This window comes from Mobiluncus sp., assembly GCF_985070215.1.
In genome coordinates, this window is the sequence record NZ_CFKZQR010000014.1 from 24,407 (window position 1) to 41,912 (window position 17,506).

Genomic DNA, 17,506 nt, shown 5'->3' on the forward strand with positions numbered 1-17,506 from the left:
GCAAAAGACGGCGCTAAATACACATAGTGTCGTCACCTCAAAAGGGTAGGGACACGGTTTTTCCGTGTCCCTACCCGATTTAAACCAAACCGTCGCCCGGCTCAACCGGCGCTGACGAATGTTGCGCATTAAAGAGTGAAGGCTCTGCTTTAGGGTGGGGTCTTTTCACTATCGGCATGGGTAGAGCCTCGGTTCTGCCCCGTTTTCTGAGGAGTTGATGATGGAAAAACAGAGAGTAGCGGCAGGATGGGGAGTTTGCGCCCTCATCGGTTTAGTGTGTTTGACCGGGTGTGTGACCCCGGTCCCGTTAATGGGCGACCAGACGTGTGAAACGATAACGCACAGCCCGGAACCTACTGGTGATACTTCGGGCGATACCGATCAAACCGGTCAGTAGGTTCAGGGGGTGGGTGATGATGAAACGTTTATTACCCCGCCTAGGGGTGTTGGGTGCGGTTCTCGCGGTATTGACGGGGTGTGTCCCGGTACCGGTTATGGGGGGTTTGTGTAGCCCTACCAGTGATGATGTGACTATGGAACAGGTGTGCGCGAACCTGGTGGCAGGGATGGGGCAATCGTCTGGTTCCTCGATAAGTAATGATCCAGACGCGAAAGGTTGGCGTGGCACGGGGGATGTGGCTCCCCCGTTGAAAGAGTTGCGTGCCTGGGTGAACCAGAATTATCCCGGCGTGGTGGTCGGAGGGGTGCGTAAGGATACGCTGCGGTTCCATCCCACCGGGCGGGCGATTGACATTATGGTTCCTGTTGGGAGCCTGAACGCCAAGCTGATACTCGACCACATATTGAATAACTGGGGCAAATATTACATATATAACGTGATTCACGGCGACTACTATTACACGCCCACGAAAAAGACAGCTGACGCGGCCCTCGCTGCCGCGCACCAAGATCATATTCATGTCGCGGTACGTGACGAGGTAGCGAACATGGATTTCGGGCAAAGCTTCCCTACCGAGACGGGACAAACCCAGGCTGCACATACGGAGAATGATGCGGACACGTCCGGTTCAACCGGCGCTGATGGAACATGGGTTGAGGTGGTTAAACATCGACCGACCACGTTCATGGATCGTAACGGGAACAGTGTCACGTTCAGTGTGGAGGAACAGGAACGTGCCGGGGACGTGTCGTTAGAGCTTTGCAAACATTACTGGGCGAGTGAACACGGCGGTGACGGAACCGGGTTCGCCCCTGACCTGTCCGGGCTGGGGGTACAGAACGTGAAAGGCCGGAAAGGGGTATTCACCCTGCCTTTAGGGAGAATGCCTGCACCTTCGTCCCGGTTTTCCCCTGCCCGGAAAAACCCGGTTGATGGAGTCGTGCGGGCACACAACGGGACAGACTATCCCGCTCCTACCGGTACCCCGATTTATGCGGTAGCTGCCGGGAGTGTCTCGCAAAGCGGGTGGCGCGGCGGGTGTGGGAACTCGGTCGTGATTGACCACGGCATGATTGACGGACACCATTACATGTCCGAGTACTGTCACATGGTTGCCCCGTCAAGCCTGCGTCGTGGGGAGCGAGTGAACGCGGGTCAGGCTATCGGGGCAGTCGGTTCTACCGGGCGTTCCACCGGACCGCATTTACATATCGGGTTGAAAATCGACGGGATTTATACCAATCCCGAACCGTGGTTTTAAACATTTGCGCATTAAAGGGTGAACGACAGTGTTCACCGATTGAAAGGAATACTCATGTCTCGTAAAGAACGTAAAGCTGCCCGTGTGGCTCGGCGTGAAGAGTTGATAAACCAGTTCGCTGCGTCTAGCGCGAAAGGCCAAATCGTGGCTACTCTCGCGGCAGGATTGTGTGCCGCAGGGCTTCTTGCCGGAATCGTGTGGGGGGTGAACGGTGTGGTAAACCAGGAACCCTCTTCACCGAAAAAGGTGGAAAAAAGTATTGATATCACCGAAAAACAGCCTCAAGAACCGTCCCAGTTCGAGGGGATTAACCCTGAGGGTGTTCCCGAAACTTTCACCGAGGCTTCCGGGGCACCCAAGGGTGTCCAGCCAGAAACGGATGCCCTGTTTTTCCCGCCCGCAGACCTATCCAATACGGAAGTGTTCGCACGCTGGTGTGTGGGGGCGTTAGGCACCTCACCAGTGCAACACAAGCTCCCGGTAGAGAAACTGACTGCCCAGTGGCAAACCCTGATGAGTGATGCTTCTACCAGCAGGCTGGAAAACTATGACTCGAAGTTCCAAAACAATGTTTTCCAGCTCATGTATTTGGGTGAAAGCAAGGAAACCAGCATAAACATCACCGGGATGAAAGAACTCGTGGGCTTGTCAAAGCAGGAAGTCAGGGACTATTGGGGTACCGATTTATGGGCGAAACATTTCCGTCCTGTCGATTTCTCAGAAGTACGGGTGTTCAAAATCGGCTACACCGCGATGCAAGACGATCCGGGTTCGCAAGAACTGTCCAGTATCGCTATCGACGAGAACGAAGTGTATGTGTATGTGTCCACCCGGTTTGAGAACGGCAAACGGGTGAACTATCTGGAAACCATGACCCAGACTCGTGACGGGCAAGCCCTGAGCCACACCTATGCTCCGAAACACAACCGGAAATAGGAAAGGACTGTCATGGAATGGATTATCACTGAAATGGCCAAAATCTGGTACGGGATTTGGCTAGACCTGGTGGCTAACATTTTGAAAACCACCATGAAAATGGTGTCCGACGTGGGTAAAACCAACCTGGACAATGCGGGACTGGTGGAATGGGTTTCCCGCGTCATGGGGGTATCCATCCCTCTCATCATCATTTTTCTGACTTTCAACGTGGTGGGCACAGCCCTGAAAATGGGGGGAGTGCCCTCACTGGGACCTGCCGTGAAAGCAGGACTTATCGCTGTGGTCGGGACCGGGCTGATGGTACCGATAGTGAAACTGTTAAACGATGTGTCCGAAGCCCTGGTAGAGGGAACCATCAAAGTCATGGGTACGGACATGAATAAAACCGTGCAAGCCGTGAAAACAGACACGTCCATAACATCTATCCCTACCATGCTGATGCTCATGCTGGTGGGGTTGTTCCTGGTGATTGTCTGTATCCTGATCCTCATCATTTTGCTGATTCGTGACGTTATCCTCTATGTCACAATCGTGGTGGGTCCTATCGCCCTGGCTGGTGCCGCGTGGGGTACCGCCTCGGCGTGGCCAAGGAAATGGATTACTTCGCTAGTGGCAGTCATTTTCACGAAATGGGCGATATTCCTGACTCTCGCGGTCGGGTTCGCGATGATGAAAACCTCACTGACAGAGGGCATCCTGGGTGACATTGGACAATTCCTGCAAATCCTGGTGCTGTTTATCGCGGCTTGTTTCGCGCCCCTGTTCACGTTCAAGTTTTTCGACTTCATGGGCGAATCCGTGGTTGCCGCCATGCAGCCTTCCGGCTATCAGGCACGCCAAGCCGCGCACGCCGGGAAACAAGCAGTCACGTCCGCCAAGAACGCGATGAGTTCCATAAAAGCTGCCATCACTAAATCCCACCCGACCACAGCCGCAGCAGGCGTGGTCGGTGGTGTAGCCACTTCTGGAGCCACAGCCGGTGCGGGTGCTGGTAGTGCTGGTGGAGCCGCCAGTACGGCGTTTACCTCAGGCTCGGGCAGTATGGGGAGGACTGGGGGTGCCGCTATGTCAGCTAAGACGAATCCTTACGCGGGACCGGTATCCGGGAAAACCTCAGCCAGTCCTGGCGGGTACAGTAGCCCGGATGTTGATATGCATTCAGAACTCTCTGGTACCAGCCCGGTATCGTCGCAAGCGGCTTTGCCGGATACGCAAACCCTTCCGGCACAAACGCCCGCCACGTTTGAGTCAGGACAGGTATCGGGTACTTCCCCACAAAACGCGACTATCAACGATAGTAACGTCAGTGGGATACCTCCTACCCAGGCACCCAACTTGAACAACACGAGGGATACTGCCCCAACCCAGGTGATTCAGGCACAATCAGGGGCGCAAACCCCGCAAACTCTGCCGACCCCGACCGGCTCCACTCACTCTAACGTCACCTCACAGCCGGTCACGAGTGAGGCACATCCAACACCAGCGGGTGGGACAACGAACACCACCAGCGGTAAACCTGTTGGAGGTAAACAATGATAGCCCACACGATTAATCCCGATTTTTCGTGGCTGCCGGATATCCTCACGAACGCTGCCGGAGGAGCGTTAACCTGGGGCATTATCGGGCTGACCGCCGCGTTTGTTATCGCGCTTGCCGCTTGGGCAATCGGTACGGGCACAGGTAACCGTGAACTCGCTACACGCGGCAAATCCACAGCTATAGCTTGCCTGATAGCTGCGCTCATCCTCGGGGTTATCCCTTTCGCGGTGCCCTGGATTACCCACGAGTTCCTCAAAGACACCACCATGCGATAACCCGCCACCCGGCTAAACCGGCGCTGACGGATGTTGCGCATTAAAGAATGAAGGGCTATCCGTTCGGATGGTTCAACCAACTATGAAGGAGTTAACAATGTTTCCTATTCCAACTCTGACCGGTTTCGTTTTGGTAAACCAGATTCTGCACGGTTCGTGGGATCCGGGGGTACGTCCCGGTAACGGCCTACCAGGTATCGCCAAACTGAAAGAACTAGTGGGTGGCGGTATGACTATCGTGATTATCCTGCTGGTTGTCGCGTTGATTGCTTCCGCTGCGGCGTGGGCAATCGGTTCTATCACCGGACGGGCAGGCATGGGCAGTGGCGGTAAAACCGGTGTGCTTGTGTCTCTTGGTGCCGCCCTGGTGGTTGGTGCAGCCACGTTCCTGATTCGCTGGTTCGCGCAAGCTGGCTCCTCGATATCCGGGGCTGGTGACGTGATGCAAGGACTGACCTCCCTTGTCTAAACCAGATGAAGGACCCCAGCCGGAATTAATCCCGGCACCGTCCACGCGCGGGTTCCTGTTCGGCCTTTCAGCCGCGCCCGCGCTGGCGGTGGTCCTTTCCGGGCTGGTGGTGATTTTAGCGTTCCAACTCATAGGCGGGATGCAGGCACTCGTCGTGTCCGCCCCTGTCTATATTCCCCTGCTGTTATCCGCTTTTATCCCTGTCGGGGATAGGAAATTATTAGAATGGATACCCATTGCGATGGCGATGATACAAAAACAAATCACCCGGCAAGACCGGTACCGAGCCAAAATTTTGGCTCCACGTCCTGACGGAACACTCGCCCTGCCAGGCCGTACCGCAGCGTTACGTCTGGTAGAGGACGCACCCTCGGGAGCCGCGTTCATACATGACCCGCACCGGCAAACCCTCGTGGCGGTAGCCAGGATAGAACACGGCGAATTCCTGCTGCTGGACGATACGGAAAAAGAGGAACGTTCCATCCTGTTTTCACGGCTGATTTCTCAAATTGCGTCAGCCGAAGGCATTACCCGCACCCAAATAATTTCCCGTTCCATCCCTGACGTGGGGGTGGGGGTGAAAACCTGGTGGGAAAAACAGCGCTCTAAAGCTGTGTCCCCGATAGCTGCGCAAGCCTATGACGAGCTAACCGAAGCGGTCACGACCGCGACGGAACGCCACGAAACCCTGATGGTGTTTTCGCTGGATTTACGAGCCACCGGGCGGGCTATCAAATCGTATGGTGGTGGGCTGGCGGGTGCGGCAGCTATCATGCGTGCCCGCATGGGCACTATCGAAGGCGCAGCCAGAACCGCGAAACTACGGGTGTCCTCCTGGCTGACTCGTGAGGAACTATCTATCATGATACGTACCGCCTATGACCCGGCAGATGCCCCGTTCCTCCAAGAACATCCGAACCTGGGGGCTAGAACAGATCAGGCCGGTCCGGTAGCGTTGCGCGAAAAATGGACGATGCTGCAAACAGATTCCGCCGTGCATAAAACCTTCCTGGTGGTCTGGCCAGGTATCAGGGTATGGCCTGGTTTCCTGCGACCCCTCGTGGTCAGGCCCGGAACCCGCATTGCGTTCACCCTCATTTTTGAACCCATACCCCGAAAAAAAGCCCTCGCAGAGGCTAAACGGGAAGTCATTAACGAAGAAATCCGGGCACACGAGAAAGCCAAGTCAGGAAAAATTTCGACCGTGCTGGATTCGATGGACTCTCAAAAAGCCTCACAGAATCTCGCCGATGTCGCCTCCGGGTTTACCGATGTGCGTTTCGCGGGGCTAATCACTGTGAGTGCGGCAGACGAACACGCCCTGGGGGAAGCCGTGGAGGACGCGAAAACCGCTGCGGCAGAGGCCAACTGTGAACTGCGGTTAATGTATGGGCAGCAAGAGTCCATGTTCCCTATCGCGGCATTGCCTCTAGCGCGCGGGCTGCGCAAGAAAATGATGATTTAGGAGGTTAGACAGTGGACGTTGTGGAGTCAATGGGCAGCCTCGTTATAGGTGAGGAAGATAAGAAAACACGAAAAGCCCGGTTGAGAGCCGAGAAAAACGCACTCGGTTTGGCAGCGAAAAGCCGCCGGAAACTCAAAGCGGAAGAACACGCGAAAGAAAAAGCGTTATGGGCTGGGGACTATGTTCCCCCAGACGGTGAACATGATGCTGAGTCCGCCCGAACTTATCTCGAATCGTGGGTAAAACCGTGGCGTGCCACGCTGCGCCCCCTCAGGGTGCTCTACCCGTTCCTCGCCGAACAAGGGTTAGGCAGCGAAGGGATGCTCATCGGGACTGACGCTTTCACCCAGGCAGCGTTCTGTTTCGACCCGTGGACCTTGTATGAGAAAGGGGTAGTTACTAACCCGAACATTGCCCTCGCCGGGGTTATCGGCACCGGTAAATCCTCCATCATGAAATGTTTAGCGCTACGCGGCATGGCAACCGGGAAACGCACCTATATACCCGGGGACGTGAAAGGCGAATGGGCTTCCCTGGCTCGCGCAGTCGGGGGAATGGTGATTTCTCCTGGAGGGGCTTCCCGGCAACGCATCAACCCTCTCGATGCGGGAACCCGGCCTTCCAGGGACGCGACCGGACACGCTATCAGCGATGACGAATGGCACGCTATGGTCACACGCGACCGGCTCTCCCTACTCACGTCCCTTATCGAAGCCATGCTGAGCCGACCGATGACCCCGCTAGAACACACGGCAGTGTCCACCGCCCTGACCCGTACAGTCAGAGCGAACACTACCCCGCTCATCACCCAAGTCGTGGAACAATTATTGGAACCCGACGTGACGGATAGTGACCTGCCGCCGGGGGTAGACGGACCGGGCACTCTAGCGGACATGGGTAAAGACCCCGGACACTCCCTGCTGAGGCTCATCTCTGGGGACCTTGCAGGCGTGTTCGATGGTCCCTCCACGGTCTCGTTCGACGCAGCCTCCCCCATGATAAGCGTGGACCTGTCAGCGTTCCCTACCGGAACCACCACCCTGCCGCTACTCATGTCTTGTACCGCAGCCTGGATGGAAGGCGCGCTACGCGACCCGGACTCGGGACAGCGCTTCATTATTTATGATGAAGCCCACCGGCTCCTCACGGAAGCCTCCCTACTGGACAGGATGAAAGACCATTGGAAACTGTCCCGCGCCTGGGGCATCTCTAACGTGCTCGTCCTGCACCGTATCTCCGACCTGGACGCTATCGGGGAGCACGATTCACGCGCCCGCGCCCTGGCTGAAGGTCTCCTGGCGGATACGTCCACCCGCATCATTTACCGGCAAGAAAAAGACCAAATCCCGGCAACAGCCCGCCTACTCGGGCTGACCTCTATCGCTTCCGAACTGGTGCCCTCCCTGCAACGCGGCACCGGCCTGTGGCTAGTCGGGCAACGCCAATTCATTGTGAACCATTTGCGTACCGAGTTCGAGCAGACCATCACAGACACGGACGCAGCCATGATTAACCGGGAAAACCAGACCCCCGACATGTACCAAAACCAGGAGGTAGCATCATGAAAGCCCCCTCTACCGGACGCGCACCCTCCACCAGCGACGACATGACCGTTAACCTGCTGCTTGGTGCGGCAGCGGCAGCGTTCACTATTGCTGCCCTGTTTTATACCCCTGCCGCGTTCTTTGCCTATCTCACCAACCAGGCACCGCCCGAGTTCAGCCTGGCCAGACTCGTCGTCCTGTTCAAAAACCCGGCACACCCGAATGTGGCGTGGCAAGTCACTAACCTTCCGACCCACATCTATTGGATCCTGTTTTGTACACTCCTAGCACTGATTTGTGTACTGGTAGCCGTCGGCGCCATGATATGGAAAAAGGCGGGACGGCCCCAATCCAAACAGTGGGACCCACACCGGCAGCCCGGTCTGGCCACTCTGCAAGACCTTTCCCAACAACTCACCGGGAAAGCCATCGTGAAAACCGGAGCCTACACCCGGCCAGGACTGAACAATCCTCGACCCGAGGACGTGGGATACGCGATAGGGAAATCCCAAGGACAAACCATCTACATGAGTATCGAGGACTCGATGATACTACTCGGACCTGCACGATCCGGGAAGGGACGCGGATTCGTTCTCCCCATGCTTAAACAGGCACCCGGTGCGGTAGTATCCACCTCTGTCCGGGCTGAAAACATGGAAAAAACCATGAAAGCCCGCACGGCGAAAGACTCACCCATAGCCGTGTTCACTACCGACCCTGCCCTGGTACCACAAGGCATGAGTGTACAAAAATGGTCACTCACCGGGGGATGTGAAAACCCGGAAACCGCGTTACGTCGTGCCGAAGCATTATGCGCGAACTCTTCCAAAGGCGTGGAAAATGCCTCGTTCTGGTCCACTCTGGGGCAAAAAATTATTGCCCCGCTACTCCATGCCGCAGCCATAGCCGGAGGAGGTACCCCGCTGCTCGCCACGTGGGCATCCTCACCCACGAACGCTCAAGCCGCTATCGAAATCCTTACTGCTTCCCCTCTCGCGGCTGACGGATGGGCCAGAAACCTGGCAGCCTCCCTGCAAGGTCAAGACCCCCGCACCCTGTCAAACGTGTGGGCGCAACTCGAAATCACGATAACGAAACCCCTCATGTCCCCAGCCATCATGAACGCTGTGTCTCCCGCACCGGGCGAAGCCCTAAACGTTGAGGACTTCATCCGTAGGCGCGGCACTCTCTACATTATTGACGATTCAGGAGGACTCGCCGCCGCGTTTATCGCCGCGCTTGTCGAGGACTTTTACCTCACCGCCCGCCAAATCGCGAACGCCTCCCCCTCTGGCAGGCTCGAACCACCCATGTTCTTCTCACTCGACGAGGTAGCCAACATTGCCACACTTCCCTCACTGGGACACATGATTAGCGCCGGTGGCGGGTCAGGCATCACCACCTGCGCTGTCCTGCAATCCCTGTCCCAAGCACGTGAAAAATGGGGCACCGACACCGGACAAGCCATCTGGCAAGCCGCGACCTCCCGCATCATCCTCGGCGGGGTCGTAGACTCCAAAGACTTGGAAGAAATCTCGAAACTGACTGGGCAACGCAACGTCACCGACCAAACCCAGCAAATCAGCGAAAAAACTAAAACCCGGTCCTATTCGGTAAAACAAGAAACTGTTCTCACCGCCGCGCAAGTCCGCGCCCTACCCTACGGAACCGCAGTACTCCTCACCCGTGCCATACCACCGGTACTCCTCGACACGTGGGCAGTCATGAAACCCTAGACGCAATACAACCCCGAACACGTCAGGGGTATGGTCTCAAGTTTTTTTGTTAATCTAATTTCCCAGACCACAATGCTGCCTTACCTCGTCCAAAGTGTAAGTTTCCAGCCTACCCGTCCGGTAGTCCTCAACCGTTTTCAAAATCCCGTACTCGTATTCCAGTTGCGCTATAGATTCTTGTAAAGCCTCAGTAAGGTAATAGGTTCGCGTACGACCAGTAGCCTTTGCCAAATTGTCATAACGCTGAATCAACTCAACAGGCAACCGTACCGCCGTAGGCGCACTCGCAACACTTTTACCCATGAAAACCTCTCAACCATCCTCATTGTACGCCTGTGCCTGTCCTTCGAGTGGTGATGGATGTCGCGCATTAAAGGGTGAAGGCTCACTCAACCGAGTGGGATTCACCACCAACCCTCATGGAAGGAAAAACAATGAGCGAAGTTAGCGTAAATGTCTATTCCCAGCCTGGATGTATGCCCTGTATGGCAACAAAACGATGGCTCGACAAGCACTGTATCGCCTACAACGATATGGACGCGCGGGAACATGTGGCATACCTCAAAGACGAACTGGGGTATTCCTCTACCCCAGTCGTGACGGTAGCCGAGGACGGTGTGATACAAAGCCACTGGTCTGGACACCGCCCGGAAAAGCTACATGCGCTTGAAGCAACACCCCCGCCACCGGTTGAAATGGGTTACGACAGAGAAGTAGTGCCCGCGCTATGAGCCGTATCAAAACAACCCACTACACGCGGGGTATCAGTGTCACCGAATGGCGAAACCCGCAAGGCGAGTATCACCGTGAACCCGGTGAGGGACCGGCGTGGGTTATGGTCAGCGCTGACGGCACCAAAATGCAAGAAGCCTACTATACACACGGCTTATGGCACCGGGAGGACGGACCAGCAGTGAGCGTGTTCTGGCCAGACGGAACCCCACTGATACGCCGCTGGTACCAGCACGGGAAACTACACCGGATTCACGGACCAGCCTATGAAATGTTCAACGAAGAAGGCACTCTCATTTACACCGAAAACTGGGTAAACGGTGTGGAGACCCCAACTTCGAGTACTAAACCGGCGGTGACGGATGTTGCGCATTAAAAAGTGAAGGCTCCTGAAGCTCTCGACTTGGACCTCTTCACGGTAGAGGCCGTGAGCCAAGCGGGGAAAGCAAGGAGCCAGTTAGGAGCGCAGTAATCATGACTGCCACAACCACTAAAGCTGATTTCAAACAGCAGCAAGCTGAATGGAACCAGCAAGTCGAACAGCTCAAACAGGAACTTGTCACCCGGTTAAACCAGGTACAAACCAAGGCCGAGTTCGCGGAAATCATGCAGATAGTCCAGCTACATCCGCACCGGTCGTTCCGTAACGCGCTACTCATCGAGGAAGCACACGCTCAAGCCGCTATTCAAGGTCGTGTACCGCAAGGCCCGACCACGAAAGTTGCCACCTATAAGGAATGGGAAAAAATCGGGCGACATGTAAACAAAGGACAAACCGGGTATGCAATCATTCAGCCGGTGAAATCCAAATTTTGGAAAGATCCCTCCGGTACCGCACACCGTGTCACCAAAGACCAGCCTGCCCCGGAAGGCTCGAACGTGTTCACCCGTACCACGGCATGGCGGCCCGGTTACGTGTTCGACTTTTCCCAAACCAGCGGGAAAGAATACACGCCCACACCAGGCGTGGAACTCCAACCCCTGGAAGGAAAAGCCGACCCGAACATTGCCCGCGCGGTAGAAAACCTGTTGAACCTCAAATACGACGGGGTACAAACCCCGCAAACCAATCAGGAACTGCGCGACTACATCACCCGGTATGCCAGTGACCTAACCAACGACCAGCCCGTGTCCGTGTACCGACCAAGCCCGGAAACCGGGAAAGGTCAAGAAAAAGTGACACTCACCGCCAACCCAGACCTCGATAACCTCCGAGCCTGGGTAGCAGCAGCTGGTATCTGTAGCGTGCTGGGAATCCCTACCCCAACAAACTGGGGAACCGACGTACTCCCAATCCCGAAAATCGATGGAGTCGAACACGGAAAACTCTTGGCCAGCCTATGCGAAGCCACGAAACGAACCATCACCACCGGGATACAACAAATCAGCACCGAAGCCGGTATTGAAAACCCCTTCACACAACCACGCCTGACACCAGGCACCCCAACCATCACCCAAGAACAGGAGAACCAAACCATGCGCGAAAATCTGTTAATTAAATCCATGTACAACGCCCACCGGAGCAGCGAGATTGAAGTAGACCAACGGCTCACACAGCCGTGGGACGAATTCCTCAAAGACTACATCGAGGTACGTCTCGACGAAATGCAAGATAACAATCAAACCGTTTACGGTTGCGACCTTGCAGACGAAATCACCATGCCCATCAACATGGACGGCACCTACTTCATATGGACAGCAAAAACGGAAGAATTCATCAAGAACCATTGGGACGAAGCAGGCGACTTCTACCAAGATTACGTAGAGCACTTCGATGAGCCTCCCGCCTCCGTTTTTACCGAGCCAGATAAATTCCACGTCCAAATGATGATTCTGGGAATCGAGCAAGTAATGGATCAATCCTCGTTCGTGCAAGAGCATTGGAATGAAGAAATCCAGCTCACCGGCGAAAACTGCCGCCAAATCCTCACCGAACTGGGAATCAAACCCAGCGAACCCGAGGCTCTACCCGCGCCACAACCCAGCATCACCCAGGAAGGACCAGAACTATAAACGAATAAAGTTCCAGGCTGGGGCATAGTTCACGAGACATGCCCCAGCCTGTTTTTATGCCAACCCTATTGCGGGATGTTGCGCATTAAAGGGTGAAAGACCCTACCAAGTAGGTAGAGCACAACCGTTGTGTAAAGGAAGGTTTGTGATGGATTCTGAAACTGAAAACTTTTCCGGCTTCGAGGCTGACCCAGCCGACGAGGCCATCTTCGAGGAAGATTTTGACGAGATAACAACTATTGCTATCCCCGCGACAGTCCCCTCAGAGGTGACTCCCGTAGAAGAGCACACCAGCCCACGCCGGGATAAAAGCTCCCGGCGGGAAAAGCGACATCCGGGTAGAGACATACATCGCGGCCTGCCCCTACCTGAAAGGGACGCACCCAATACGTCTCCTGACAGTCTCGTTGCAGCCGTTTTCAACGACGAACAAGTGAACACGGTAGACGAAAAAACCGGCGAAATCACCACCAGCCTCATCACCGCAACCGAGAAATGGGGCAACCGCATCACCGCTATTGAAAAAGCGTTACCCCTAATCTATTGCGCTTTCGGTCTGCAACCCCGGCACGTGCCGCCCTGCTGGAAAGAACATCCCCCACTGGTGATGTGTCTGTCCGCAATCGTGCATCTATGGAACGACACATACATAAAACCGGGAAAACCTGGAACCAGCGAGAACACTTTCCTCCAACAGTTACGCCTCCTACGTAGCGAACTAGAAACGCTCAACACGGGACGAACCTGTGTCACTGGTGAACACCAAGCGTGGCCGATCCCAGACTGGATTACACACGCCATCCCAGACAACATGAACCATTTCCGGGCCTGCTAACCAGCACCTCGCGGTTACATCAATAACGCTGTACACTGAGTGGTGTGAGTATCGGGATGCTTAACACAGAAGAAGTTTGCAGGTTGTATGACATCAAACCTGCAACCTGGAGGGCCTATATGGCACGCGGGCAATGCCCCGAACCTAAATATCGAGGTAAGCATCCCCAATGGAGCATCCTTGACTTGATTCTGTGGCGAAACATTGAACTGTCCTCCCAAATGAGGATTGCCCTGTACAGTGAACTCTACCGACGCAACGCACGGGAACGAGCCTGGCAAGCCCGCACCCGAGCACACCTGGTGCAAATCGGACTAACCCCTGAACAGGGCTGGCTTTTCGCCGATAACTACACCACCAAAATGAGTGTCCCAACATTCAACAAGGCTTATGAAGCGTTTGTGGAACGTAAACGATTCAGACAAGAAATCGCTAACATTCCGCCCGTCATTGACGATTTGAGCCGCGAAGAACTTAATCATCTCATCTCCAGACGAGCCAAAAGCACACACCCCACAGTGTTAATGGACAAACTGGCGAGACTGTACATAGCCAGAGGCTTTGACGAACTGTCCCCGCCCAACGAAGCCGATGAACGCTACCTATCCCAAACCCCCCGCGAGTTCGAGGAAATGCTCAACGATTGCGAACCCTTGCTGGGATTATCAATAGAGAACCAGGAAAAACCATGACTGAATACCAGGCTCTACCACCCGAAGAGCTAAAACTCGGCTCCTTCACGCATCTCGACTGGCGACCCTCACCAGTGGAACGTATCATCTACCGATACGAAAAAGCTCGACCCAAATACTTGTTCTCTACCGCGTTCCTGGAAGGAAACACTTACACCCTCCCCGAAGTGCATTCTCTGCTTGATGATCAAGTGCCGGAAGGGCACAATCCTTCTGAAACAAACCAAATCCTTAACCTTAATGCGGCATCAGTATGGCTGGTTGAACAGATTGGACAGGGCAAATTTCAAGCTGACCTGACCACTTCAAACAAGCTCAACTATCTGATAGCGCAAAACGAAGCATTGGACGCGGGGATACCGCGCGATAAATCCAGCGTAAATCGAGACGGTAGAGGTGCGACAGTCTCTCTGCTAGGCAACCACCTTTTTACCGGCTACAACAAACAACAACTTCAAGACAGCGTGCCACCAATGCTCCAAAAAATAGCGAATCTCAACGATCCGGTAACTCGCGCACTGAACTGGGCAGCCTTCGCAACCTACGCACAAATCTATATGGACGGAAACAAACGCACCGCCCGTTACATGATGGACGGCATACTCATGAGCCACGGATACGACGCAATTTCTATCAGAACCACAGACCGCAATGATTACAACCAGGCACTACACGAAATGTATACAACCGGGAACCTCGCAGCCTACGCATCATTCCTGGCCAAAATAGGTTCACGCTCATACCCGCTAGACTCTAGCCCGCTCCAGCCCGAAATAGGTGAACTAACCCCTGAATCAGCCTACAGTCTCGACGAAAACGAGCTAGACAACGGGATAGATCTCATGTAAGAGAATGGACACGTAATTCTGAGTCCAGATAGTGACGATTCCTCCCGAATCCTGTACAGGTACGTATAACCTGGCGCTAATTTCTAGGTTCTTGTAGCTTGATGCTAGTAAACGGTGATGCTGCCACTGTTCGTGAGCTGACCACAGTGTGTTGTCCACCCATAGGTTCCCGGAGCCAAACTCACCTGACCCGAACCCCCAGCAAGGGTAATGGTTTGCCCACCAATGCTGGCGGTAATGGGTGGTGGTGCCGCACCCGAGGCTTGCGCATTGAACACGACCGTTCCCCCGCTAGAACTGACCCTCGTTTGCAAATTGCTCACCGCCGGTTGAGGTGGCGGGGCTTGTGTCACGGTCACACGCGGGGCGGGAGCCTGCGTCACAGTTACTTGCGGAACAGGCGGAGCCTGGGTGACAGTCACTGTCGGCGAAGGAGGCGGCTGGGCAACACTCGGTGAAACAGTCGGACTGGGCGGAACTTGCTCGGACTGGGTAGGACTCGCATCCGGGACGGATGATTCTGTCTGAACCGGTTCTGGTGTCTCAGGCGTACCGGTAGAGGGTGCTAAAGTTACGGTCACTGTCGGTTCAGGTTTAGGAACCTGCACACTGAGCCGCGCGCTAACCAGGGGAGCAATCAACCATGCCGCAGTGAGAAACACTATTGTGGCAAGAGTGAAAGCCACGCTTCTTAGCCCCAGCCGCCACCGGTGTACATGTAGCGCACGCCGAGCTTGTTTGATGGACTTTTTATCCTGCCGTTCCATCCGTTTGTCACGTTGCAGACGCTCATTGATCTGGACAATTTGCGCTTTAGTGTCCTCGGGAGTTGTGGAGGATTGTTCGGAAGCAAGTTTTGGTTTCCTTATCACCGCCAGCGGGGCATCTCCCGAAGGAGGGCCGCTCACAGGTTCCGATAGTCCAATACCAGGAAATGCAGGTAAGGGAGGTAACTTTTGTTTCACCACTACTTGCTCAACCTCGGTCACGTCGCCTCTTCCATCCAGGAGTGGGACGGGTATCTCATTGACTTGCGGGACAGCGACAGACGAGTCTGGTTCCAGGCTAGTCTTGGTAGCACCCCACCACTGCGTGAGTTCTCTCAAAAGCTTACGGTTCTTCCGCCGTCGCGATTTCCGTTCAGCTTGCTGCTTGCGGAGTACCAAAGCAGGAGTACGGACAGGGGTTATCTTGCCATCAACCCCGAGCCTGCCCCAGGTGTCCTCAACTTTGAGATTACAAGGATGATAGAGACGACTCACAACCGCCTCGACTGAGGACCCAGAACCACACAACTCGCCATCTAAAGCATCTACAGCGGTAATTGATTCACCATTTGAAACCAATTCATAAGCAGGAATTACGATAGTGTTCATAATGCGTTTTCCTTTAACTCGTGGTCGTTCATCATTTGTCGTGCCTCGCGCAGCCTACGTTTCGCAGTAGAGTTTGACACCCCAAACTGCTGCTCAATCTGTTTGGCTCCAACCACCATTCCTGACAGTTCCCGTTCTATAATCCACTCCACCACATCACTTATAGTCTGGGAGTTATTATTCTTTACTACTCGCAGTTGAGGTTTTGCCGGGAGACTCCGGCGAGTTTCTTTTTTTGATGACACCTCATTATCCTGGTTCTGCCCGAATCCATCAGTTACTCGCTCTAGTTGAGCATCCTCGCGATTCTCATTTTCAACCTGTACAGCAACGGCATCTTCAACATTGTCAGATGTTCGGGTCACGATATGACCATCATTTGCTGATTGTAAAGCAAACTTAAAATTACGTACTACGGTGTGAATAATAAAAACCAATAGGATAGGAGGAATGCCTGCGAGTGTTAGGCGTATGGGTTGAACAATGTCCTGATTGTCTGGCATGGCATTAGCCACATTACCTAACAGGGATAATATGGAAGTCACGACCAGAAGCATCCATTCATACTTCGCATCAACCTCATAATCATGCCTCCAAAAAATGCCTAGCGTGGAAAACACCGCTAAACCATCCACCAGAATAGGATAAATCCAAGACAGTGTGCTCGGATGTCCCATACGCTGGGCTAACTCGTTCAAACTCACAAACGATAACGTAAAAGCCAGAACAGCAAATATAGCCATTCCAGAAGCAATCGCAATACCTGTGCGGGTTCTAAACATAATAATGTCCTTTCCTTCAAGGTCTGCCCTGAAATGCAGTCTCTCATCTAAATATGCGCAACATCCAGAAAATGTGAACCAGAGGGTCACAAGTTGGTCACTGGGTCAGTCACCCAGGGTCACAACAGGCCAGAATGTGGGTCGGTCAATGTGGGTCATGAAGGTCAATGGAGGGTCAAAATAGGGTCATGTCCCGGTGGGTCAAGGGGGTCACTTGACCCAAATCCGGGTCAGCAGCTCAGGGTCAGTGACCTGATTCAGGTGGGTCATGCCCCAGTGGGTCAGGGTCAAAACAGGGTCAAGGTCAAGGGGTAAGTGACGGTTTCCGAAAGGGTCAAAATGAGGGTCGCTGACCTGTCCGGGAGGGTCACATTGGCAAGTTTGCATTTTCGCCACGGTTTCGTGCCAGATGTGCATGACCTTTAAACCGGAGGGTCATCTGTTTTATGTCATTTTAGGGTCATGACCCGAGAGAACAATCTCGGGTCACGTACAGGGTCAGTAAGGGTCAAAGTGGAGGTCAGTCGATGTGGGTCATGAGGGTCAGAAGGAGGGGTCATTTTTGGAGGGTCACAAGTGGGTCATGTCCCGGTGGGTCAA

The 17,506-nt window shown here is 54.4% G+C and carries 18 protein-coding genes; 14 read left to right on the forward strand and 4 right to left on the reverse strand.

The genetic code is table 11. The features are described from left to right. The first annotated feature begins 413 nt into the window (after positions 1-413). The 8 genes from AC5LBQ_RS04460 (at position 414) to AC5LBQ_RS04495 (ending at position 9,628) form a co-directional block, all read left to right on the forward strand. Positions 414-1,661: a M23 family metallopeptidase gene (locus AC5LBQ_RS04460; protein ID WP_295026379.1), complete on the forward strand. Its 1,248-nt coding sequence runs from the start codon at positions 414-416 to the stop codon at positions 1,659-1,661. Positions 1,662-1,715: 54 nt separating this feature from the next. After that, positions 1,716-2,597, forward strand: a complete 882-nt coding sequence (locus tag AC5LBQ_RS04465) for a hypothetical protein (protein ID WP_295026377.1) — start codon at positions 1,716-1,718, stop codon at positions 2,595-2,597. Between the two features lie 12 nt (positions 2,598-2,609). Continuing rightward, complete coding sequence (locus tag AC5LBQ_RS04470) at positions 2,610-4,136, forward strand: hypothetical protein (protein WP_295026375.1); 1,527 nt, start codon at positions 2,610-2,612, stop codon at positions 4,134-4,136. Next, the gene (locus tag AC5LBQ_RS04475) at positions 4,133-4,414 is read left to right on the forward strand and encodes a hypothetical protein (protein ID WP_295026373.1); all 282 of its coding nucleotides are present in this window, start codon (positions 4,133-4,135) and stop codon (positions 4,412-4,414) included. Before AC5LBQ_RS04470 ends, AC5LBQ_RS04475 begins: the two co-directional genes overlap by 4 nt. A 97-nt stretch (positions 4,415-4,511) precedes the next feature. Continuing rightward, positions 4,512-4,883: a DUF6112 family protein gene (locus tag AC5LBQ_RS04480; RefSeq protein WP_295026371.1), complete on the forward strand. Its 372-nt coding sequence runs from the start codon at positions 4,512-4,514 to the stop codon at positions 4,881-4,883. Further along, positions 4,876-6,348 (forward strand): SCO6880 family protein, encoded by a 1,473-nt coding sequence (locus AC5LBQ_RS04485; protein WP_366125154.1) that lies wholly within the window; start codon positions 4,876-4,878, stop codon positions 6,346-6,348. Before AC5LBQ_RS04480 ends, AC5LBQ_RS04485 begins: the two co-directional genes overlap by 8 nt. Before the next feature lie 11 nt (positions 6,349-6,359). Continuing rightward, positions 6,360-7,913, forward strand: coding sequence for a putative type IV secretion/conjugal transfer ATPase (locus AC5LBQ_RS04490; RefSeq protein ID WP_493264744.1), 1,554 nt, complete (start codon positions 6,360-6,362; stop codon positions 7,911-7,913). Beyond that, positions 7,910-9,628: a type IV secretory system conjugative DNA transfer family protein gene (locus AC5LBQ_RS04495; RefSeq protein WP_493264745.1), complete on the forward strand. Its 1,719-nt coding sequence runs from the start codon at positions 7,910-7,912 to the stop codon at positions 9,626-9,628. Before AC5LBQ_RS04490 ends, AC5LBQ_RS04495 begins: the two co-directional genes overlap by 4 nt. Positions 9,629-9,682: 54 nt before the next feature. Here the strand turns inward: AC5LBQ_RS04495 and relB are convergent, their stop codons facing one another. After that, on the reverse strand, positions 9,683-9,931 hold the full coding sequence (gene relB, locus AC5LBQ_RS04500) for a type II toxin-antitoxin system RelB family antitoxin (RefSeq protein ID WP_493264746.1): 249 nt from the start codon (positions 9,929-9,931) through the stop codon (positions 9,683-9,685). 131 nt (positions 9,932-10,062) lie between these two features. On the opposite strand from relB, the gene AC5LBQ_RS04505 reads away from it, so the two are divergent. The 6 genes from AC5LBQ_RS04505 (at position 10,063) to AC5LBQ_RS04530 (ending at position 14,748) form a co-directional block, all read left to right on the forward strand. Further along, the gene (locus AC5LBQ_RS04505) at positions 10,063-10,359 is read left to right on the forward strand and encodes a glutaredoxin family protein (protein WP_493264747.1); all 297 of its coding nucleotides are present in this window, start codon (positions 10,063-10,065) and stop codon (positions 10,357-10,359) included. Then, positions 10,356-10,736, forward strand: coding sequence for a toxin-antitoxin system YwqK family antitoxin (locus AC5LBQ_RS04510; protein ID WP_295026361.1), 381 nt, complete (start codon positions 10,356-10,358; stop codon positions 10,734-10,736). Before AC5LBQ_RS04505 ends, AC5LBQ_RS04510 begins: the two co-directional genes overlap by 4 nt. Positions 10,737-10,834: 98 nt before the next feature. Next, positions 10,835-12,373 carry an ArdC-like ssDNA-binding domain-containing protein gene (locus AC5LBQ_RS04515; protein WP_493264748.1) on the forward strand — a complete coding sequence of 513 codons (1,539 nt, stop codon included), beginning with the start codon at positions 10,835-10,837 and terminating at the stop codon, positions 12,371-12,373. A 145-nt stretch (positions 12,374-12,518) separates the two neighbouring features. Next, on the forward strand, positions 12,519-13,208 hold the full coding sequence (locus AC5LBQ_RS04520; RefSeq protein ID WP_493264749.1) for a hypothetical protein: 690 nt from the start codon (positions 12,519-12,521) through the stop codon (positions 13,206-13,208). Positions 13,209-13,327: 119 nt separating this feature from the next. After that, positions 13,328-13,900, forward strand: coding sequence for a DNA-binding protein (locus tag AC5LBQ_RS04525; protein WP_295026355.1), 573 nt, complete (start codon positions 13,328-13,330; stop codon positions 13,898-13,900). Further along, positions 13,897-14,748, forward strand: a complete 852-nt coding sequence (locus AC5LBQ_RS04530) for a Fic family protein (protein ID WP_295026353.1) — start codon at positions 13,897-13,899, stop codon at positions 14,746-14,748. The genes AC5LBQ_RS04525 and AC5LBQ_RS04530 overlap by 4 nt, the downstream gene beginning before the upstream one ends. A gap of 104 nt (positions 14,749-14,852) precedes the next feature. Here the strand turns inward: AC5LBQ_RS04530 and AC5LBQ_RS04535 are convergent, their stop codons facing one another. The 3 genes from AC5LBQ_RS04535 to AC5LBQ_RS04545 all read right to left on the reverse strand — a co-directional run bounded on the left by AC5LBQ_RS04535 (position 14,853) and on the right by AC5LBQ_RS04545 (position 17,323). Continuing rightward, positions 14,853-15,656, reverse strand: a complete 804-nt coding sequence (locus AC5LBQ_RS04535) for a hypothetical protein (RefSeq protein ID WP_493264750.1) — start codon at positions 15,654-15,656, stop codon at positions 14,853-14,855. A gap of 464 nt (positions 15,657-16,120) precedes the next feature. Then, positions 16,121-16,906, reverse strand: coding sequence for a DUF2637 domain-containing protein (locus AC5LBQ_RS04540; RefSeq protein WP_295026349.1), 786 nt, complete (start codon positions 16,904-16,906; stop codon positions 16,121-16,123). A 210-nt stretch (positions 16,907-17,116) separates the two neighbouring features. After that, the gene (locus tag AC5LBQ_RS04545) at positions 17,117-17,323 is read right to left on the reverse strand and encodes a hypothetical protein (protein WP_493264751.1); all 207 of its coding nucleotides are present in this window, start codon (positions 17,321-17,323) and stop codon (positions 17,117-17,119) included. Between the last annotated feature and the right edge of the window lie 183 nt (positions 17,324-17,506).

Excerpts from the sequence above, each read along its gene's own strand:
- AC5LBQ_RS04460 (WP_295026379.1), top strand. The coding sequence starts at position 414 with ATGATGAAACGTTTATTACCCCGCCTAGGGGTGTTGGGTGCGGTTCTC.
- AC5LBQ_RS04465 (WP_295026377.1), top strand. The coding sequence starts at position 1,716 with ATGTCTCGTAAAGAACGTAAAGCTGCCCGTGTGGCTCGGCGTGAAGAG.
- AC5LBQ_RS04470 (WP_295026375.1), top strand. The coding sequence starts at position 2,610 with ATGGAATGGATTATCACTGAAATGGCCAAAATCTGGTACGGGATTTGG.
- AC5LBQ_RS04475 (WP_295026373.1), top strand. The coding sequence starts at position 4,133 with ATGATAGCCCACACGATTAATCCCGATTTTTCGTGGCTGCCGGATATC.
- AC5LBQ_RS04480 (WP_295026371.1), top strand. The coding sequence starts at position 4,512 with ATGTTTCCTATTCCAACTCTGACCGGTTTCGTTTTGGTAAACCAGATT.
- AC5LBQ_RS04495 (WP_493264745.1), top strand. The coding sequence starts at position 7,910 with ATGAAAGCCCCCTCTACCGGACGCGCACCCTCCACCAGCGACGACATG.
- relB (WP_493264746.1), bottom strand. The coding sequence starts at position 9,931 with ATGGGTAAAAGTGTTGCGAGTGCGCCTACGGCGGTACGGTTGCCTGTT.
- AC5LBQ_RS04505 (WP_493264747.1), top strand. The coding sequence starts at position 10,063 with ATGAGCGAAGTTAGCGTAAATGTCTATTCCCAGCCTGGATGTATGCCC.
- AC5LBQ_RS04510 (WP_295026361.1), top strand. The coding sequence starts at position 10,356 with ATGAGCCGTATCAAAACAACCCACTACACGCGGGGTATCAGTGTCACC.
- AC5LBQ_RS04515 (WP_493264748.1), top strand. The coding sequence starts at position 10,835 with ATGACTGCCACAACCACTAAAGCTGATTTCAAACAGCAGCAAGCTGAA.
- AC5LBQ_RS04525 (WP_295026355.1), top strand. The coding sequence starts at position 13,328 with ATGGCACGCGGGCAATGCCCCGAACCTAAATATCGAGGTAAGCATCCC.
- AC5LBQ_RS04530 (WP_295026353.1), top strand. The coding sequence starts at position 13,897 with ATGACTGAATACCAGGCTCTACCACCCGAAGAGCTAAAACTCGGCTCC.
- AC5LBQ_RS04540 (WP_295026349.1), bottom strand. The coding sequence starts at position 16,906 with ATGTTTAGAACCCGCACAGGTATTGCGATTGCTTCTGGAATGGCTATA.
- AC5LBQ_RS04545 (WP_493264751.1), bottom strand. The coding sequence starts at position 17,323 with ATGCACATCTGGCACGAAACCGTGGCGAAAATGCAAACTTGCCAATGT.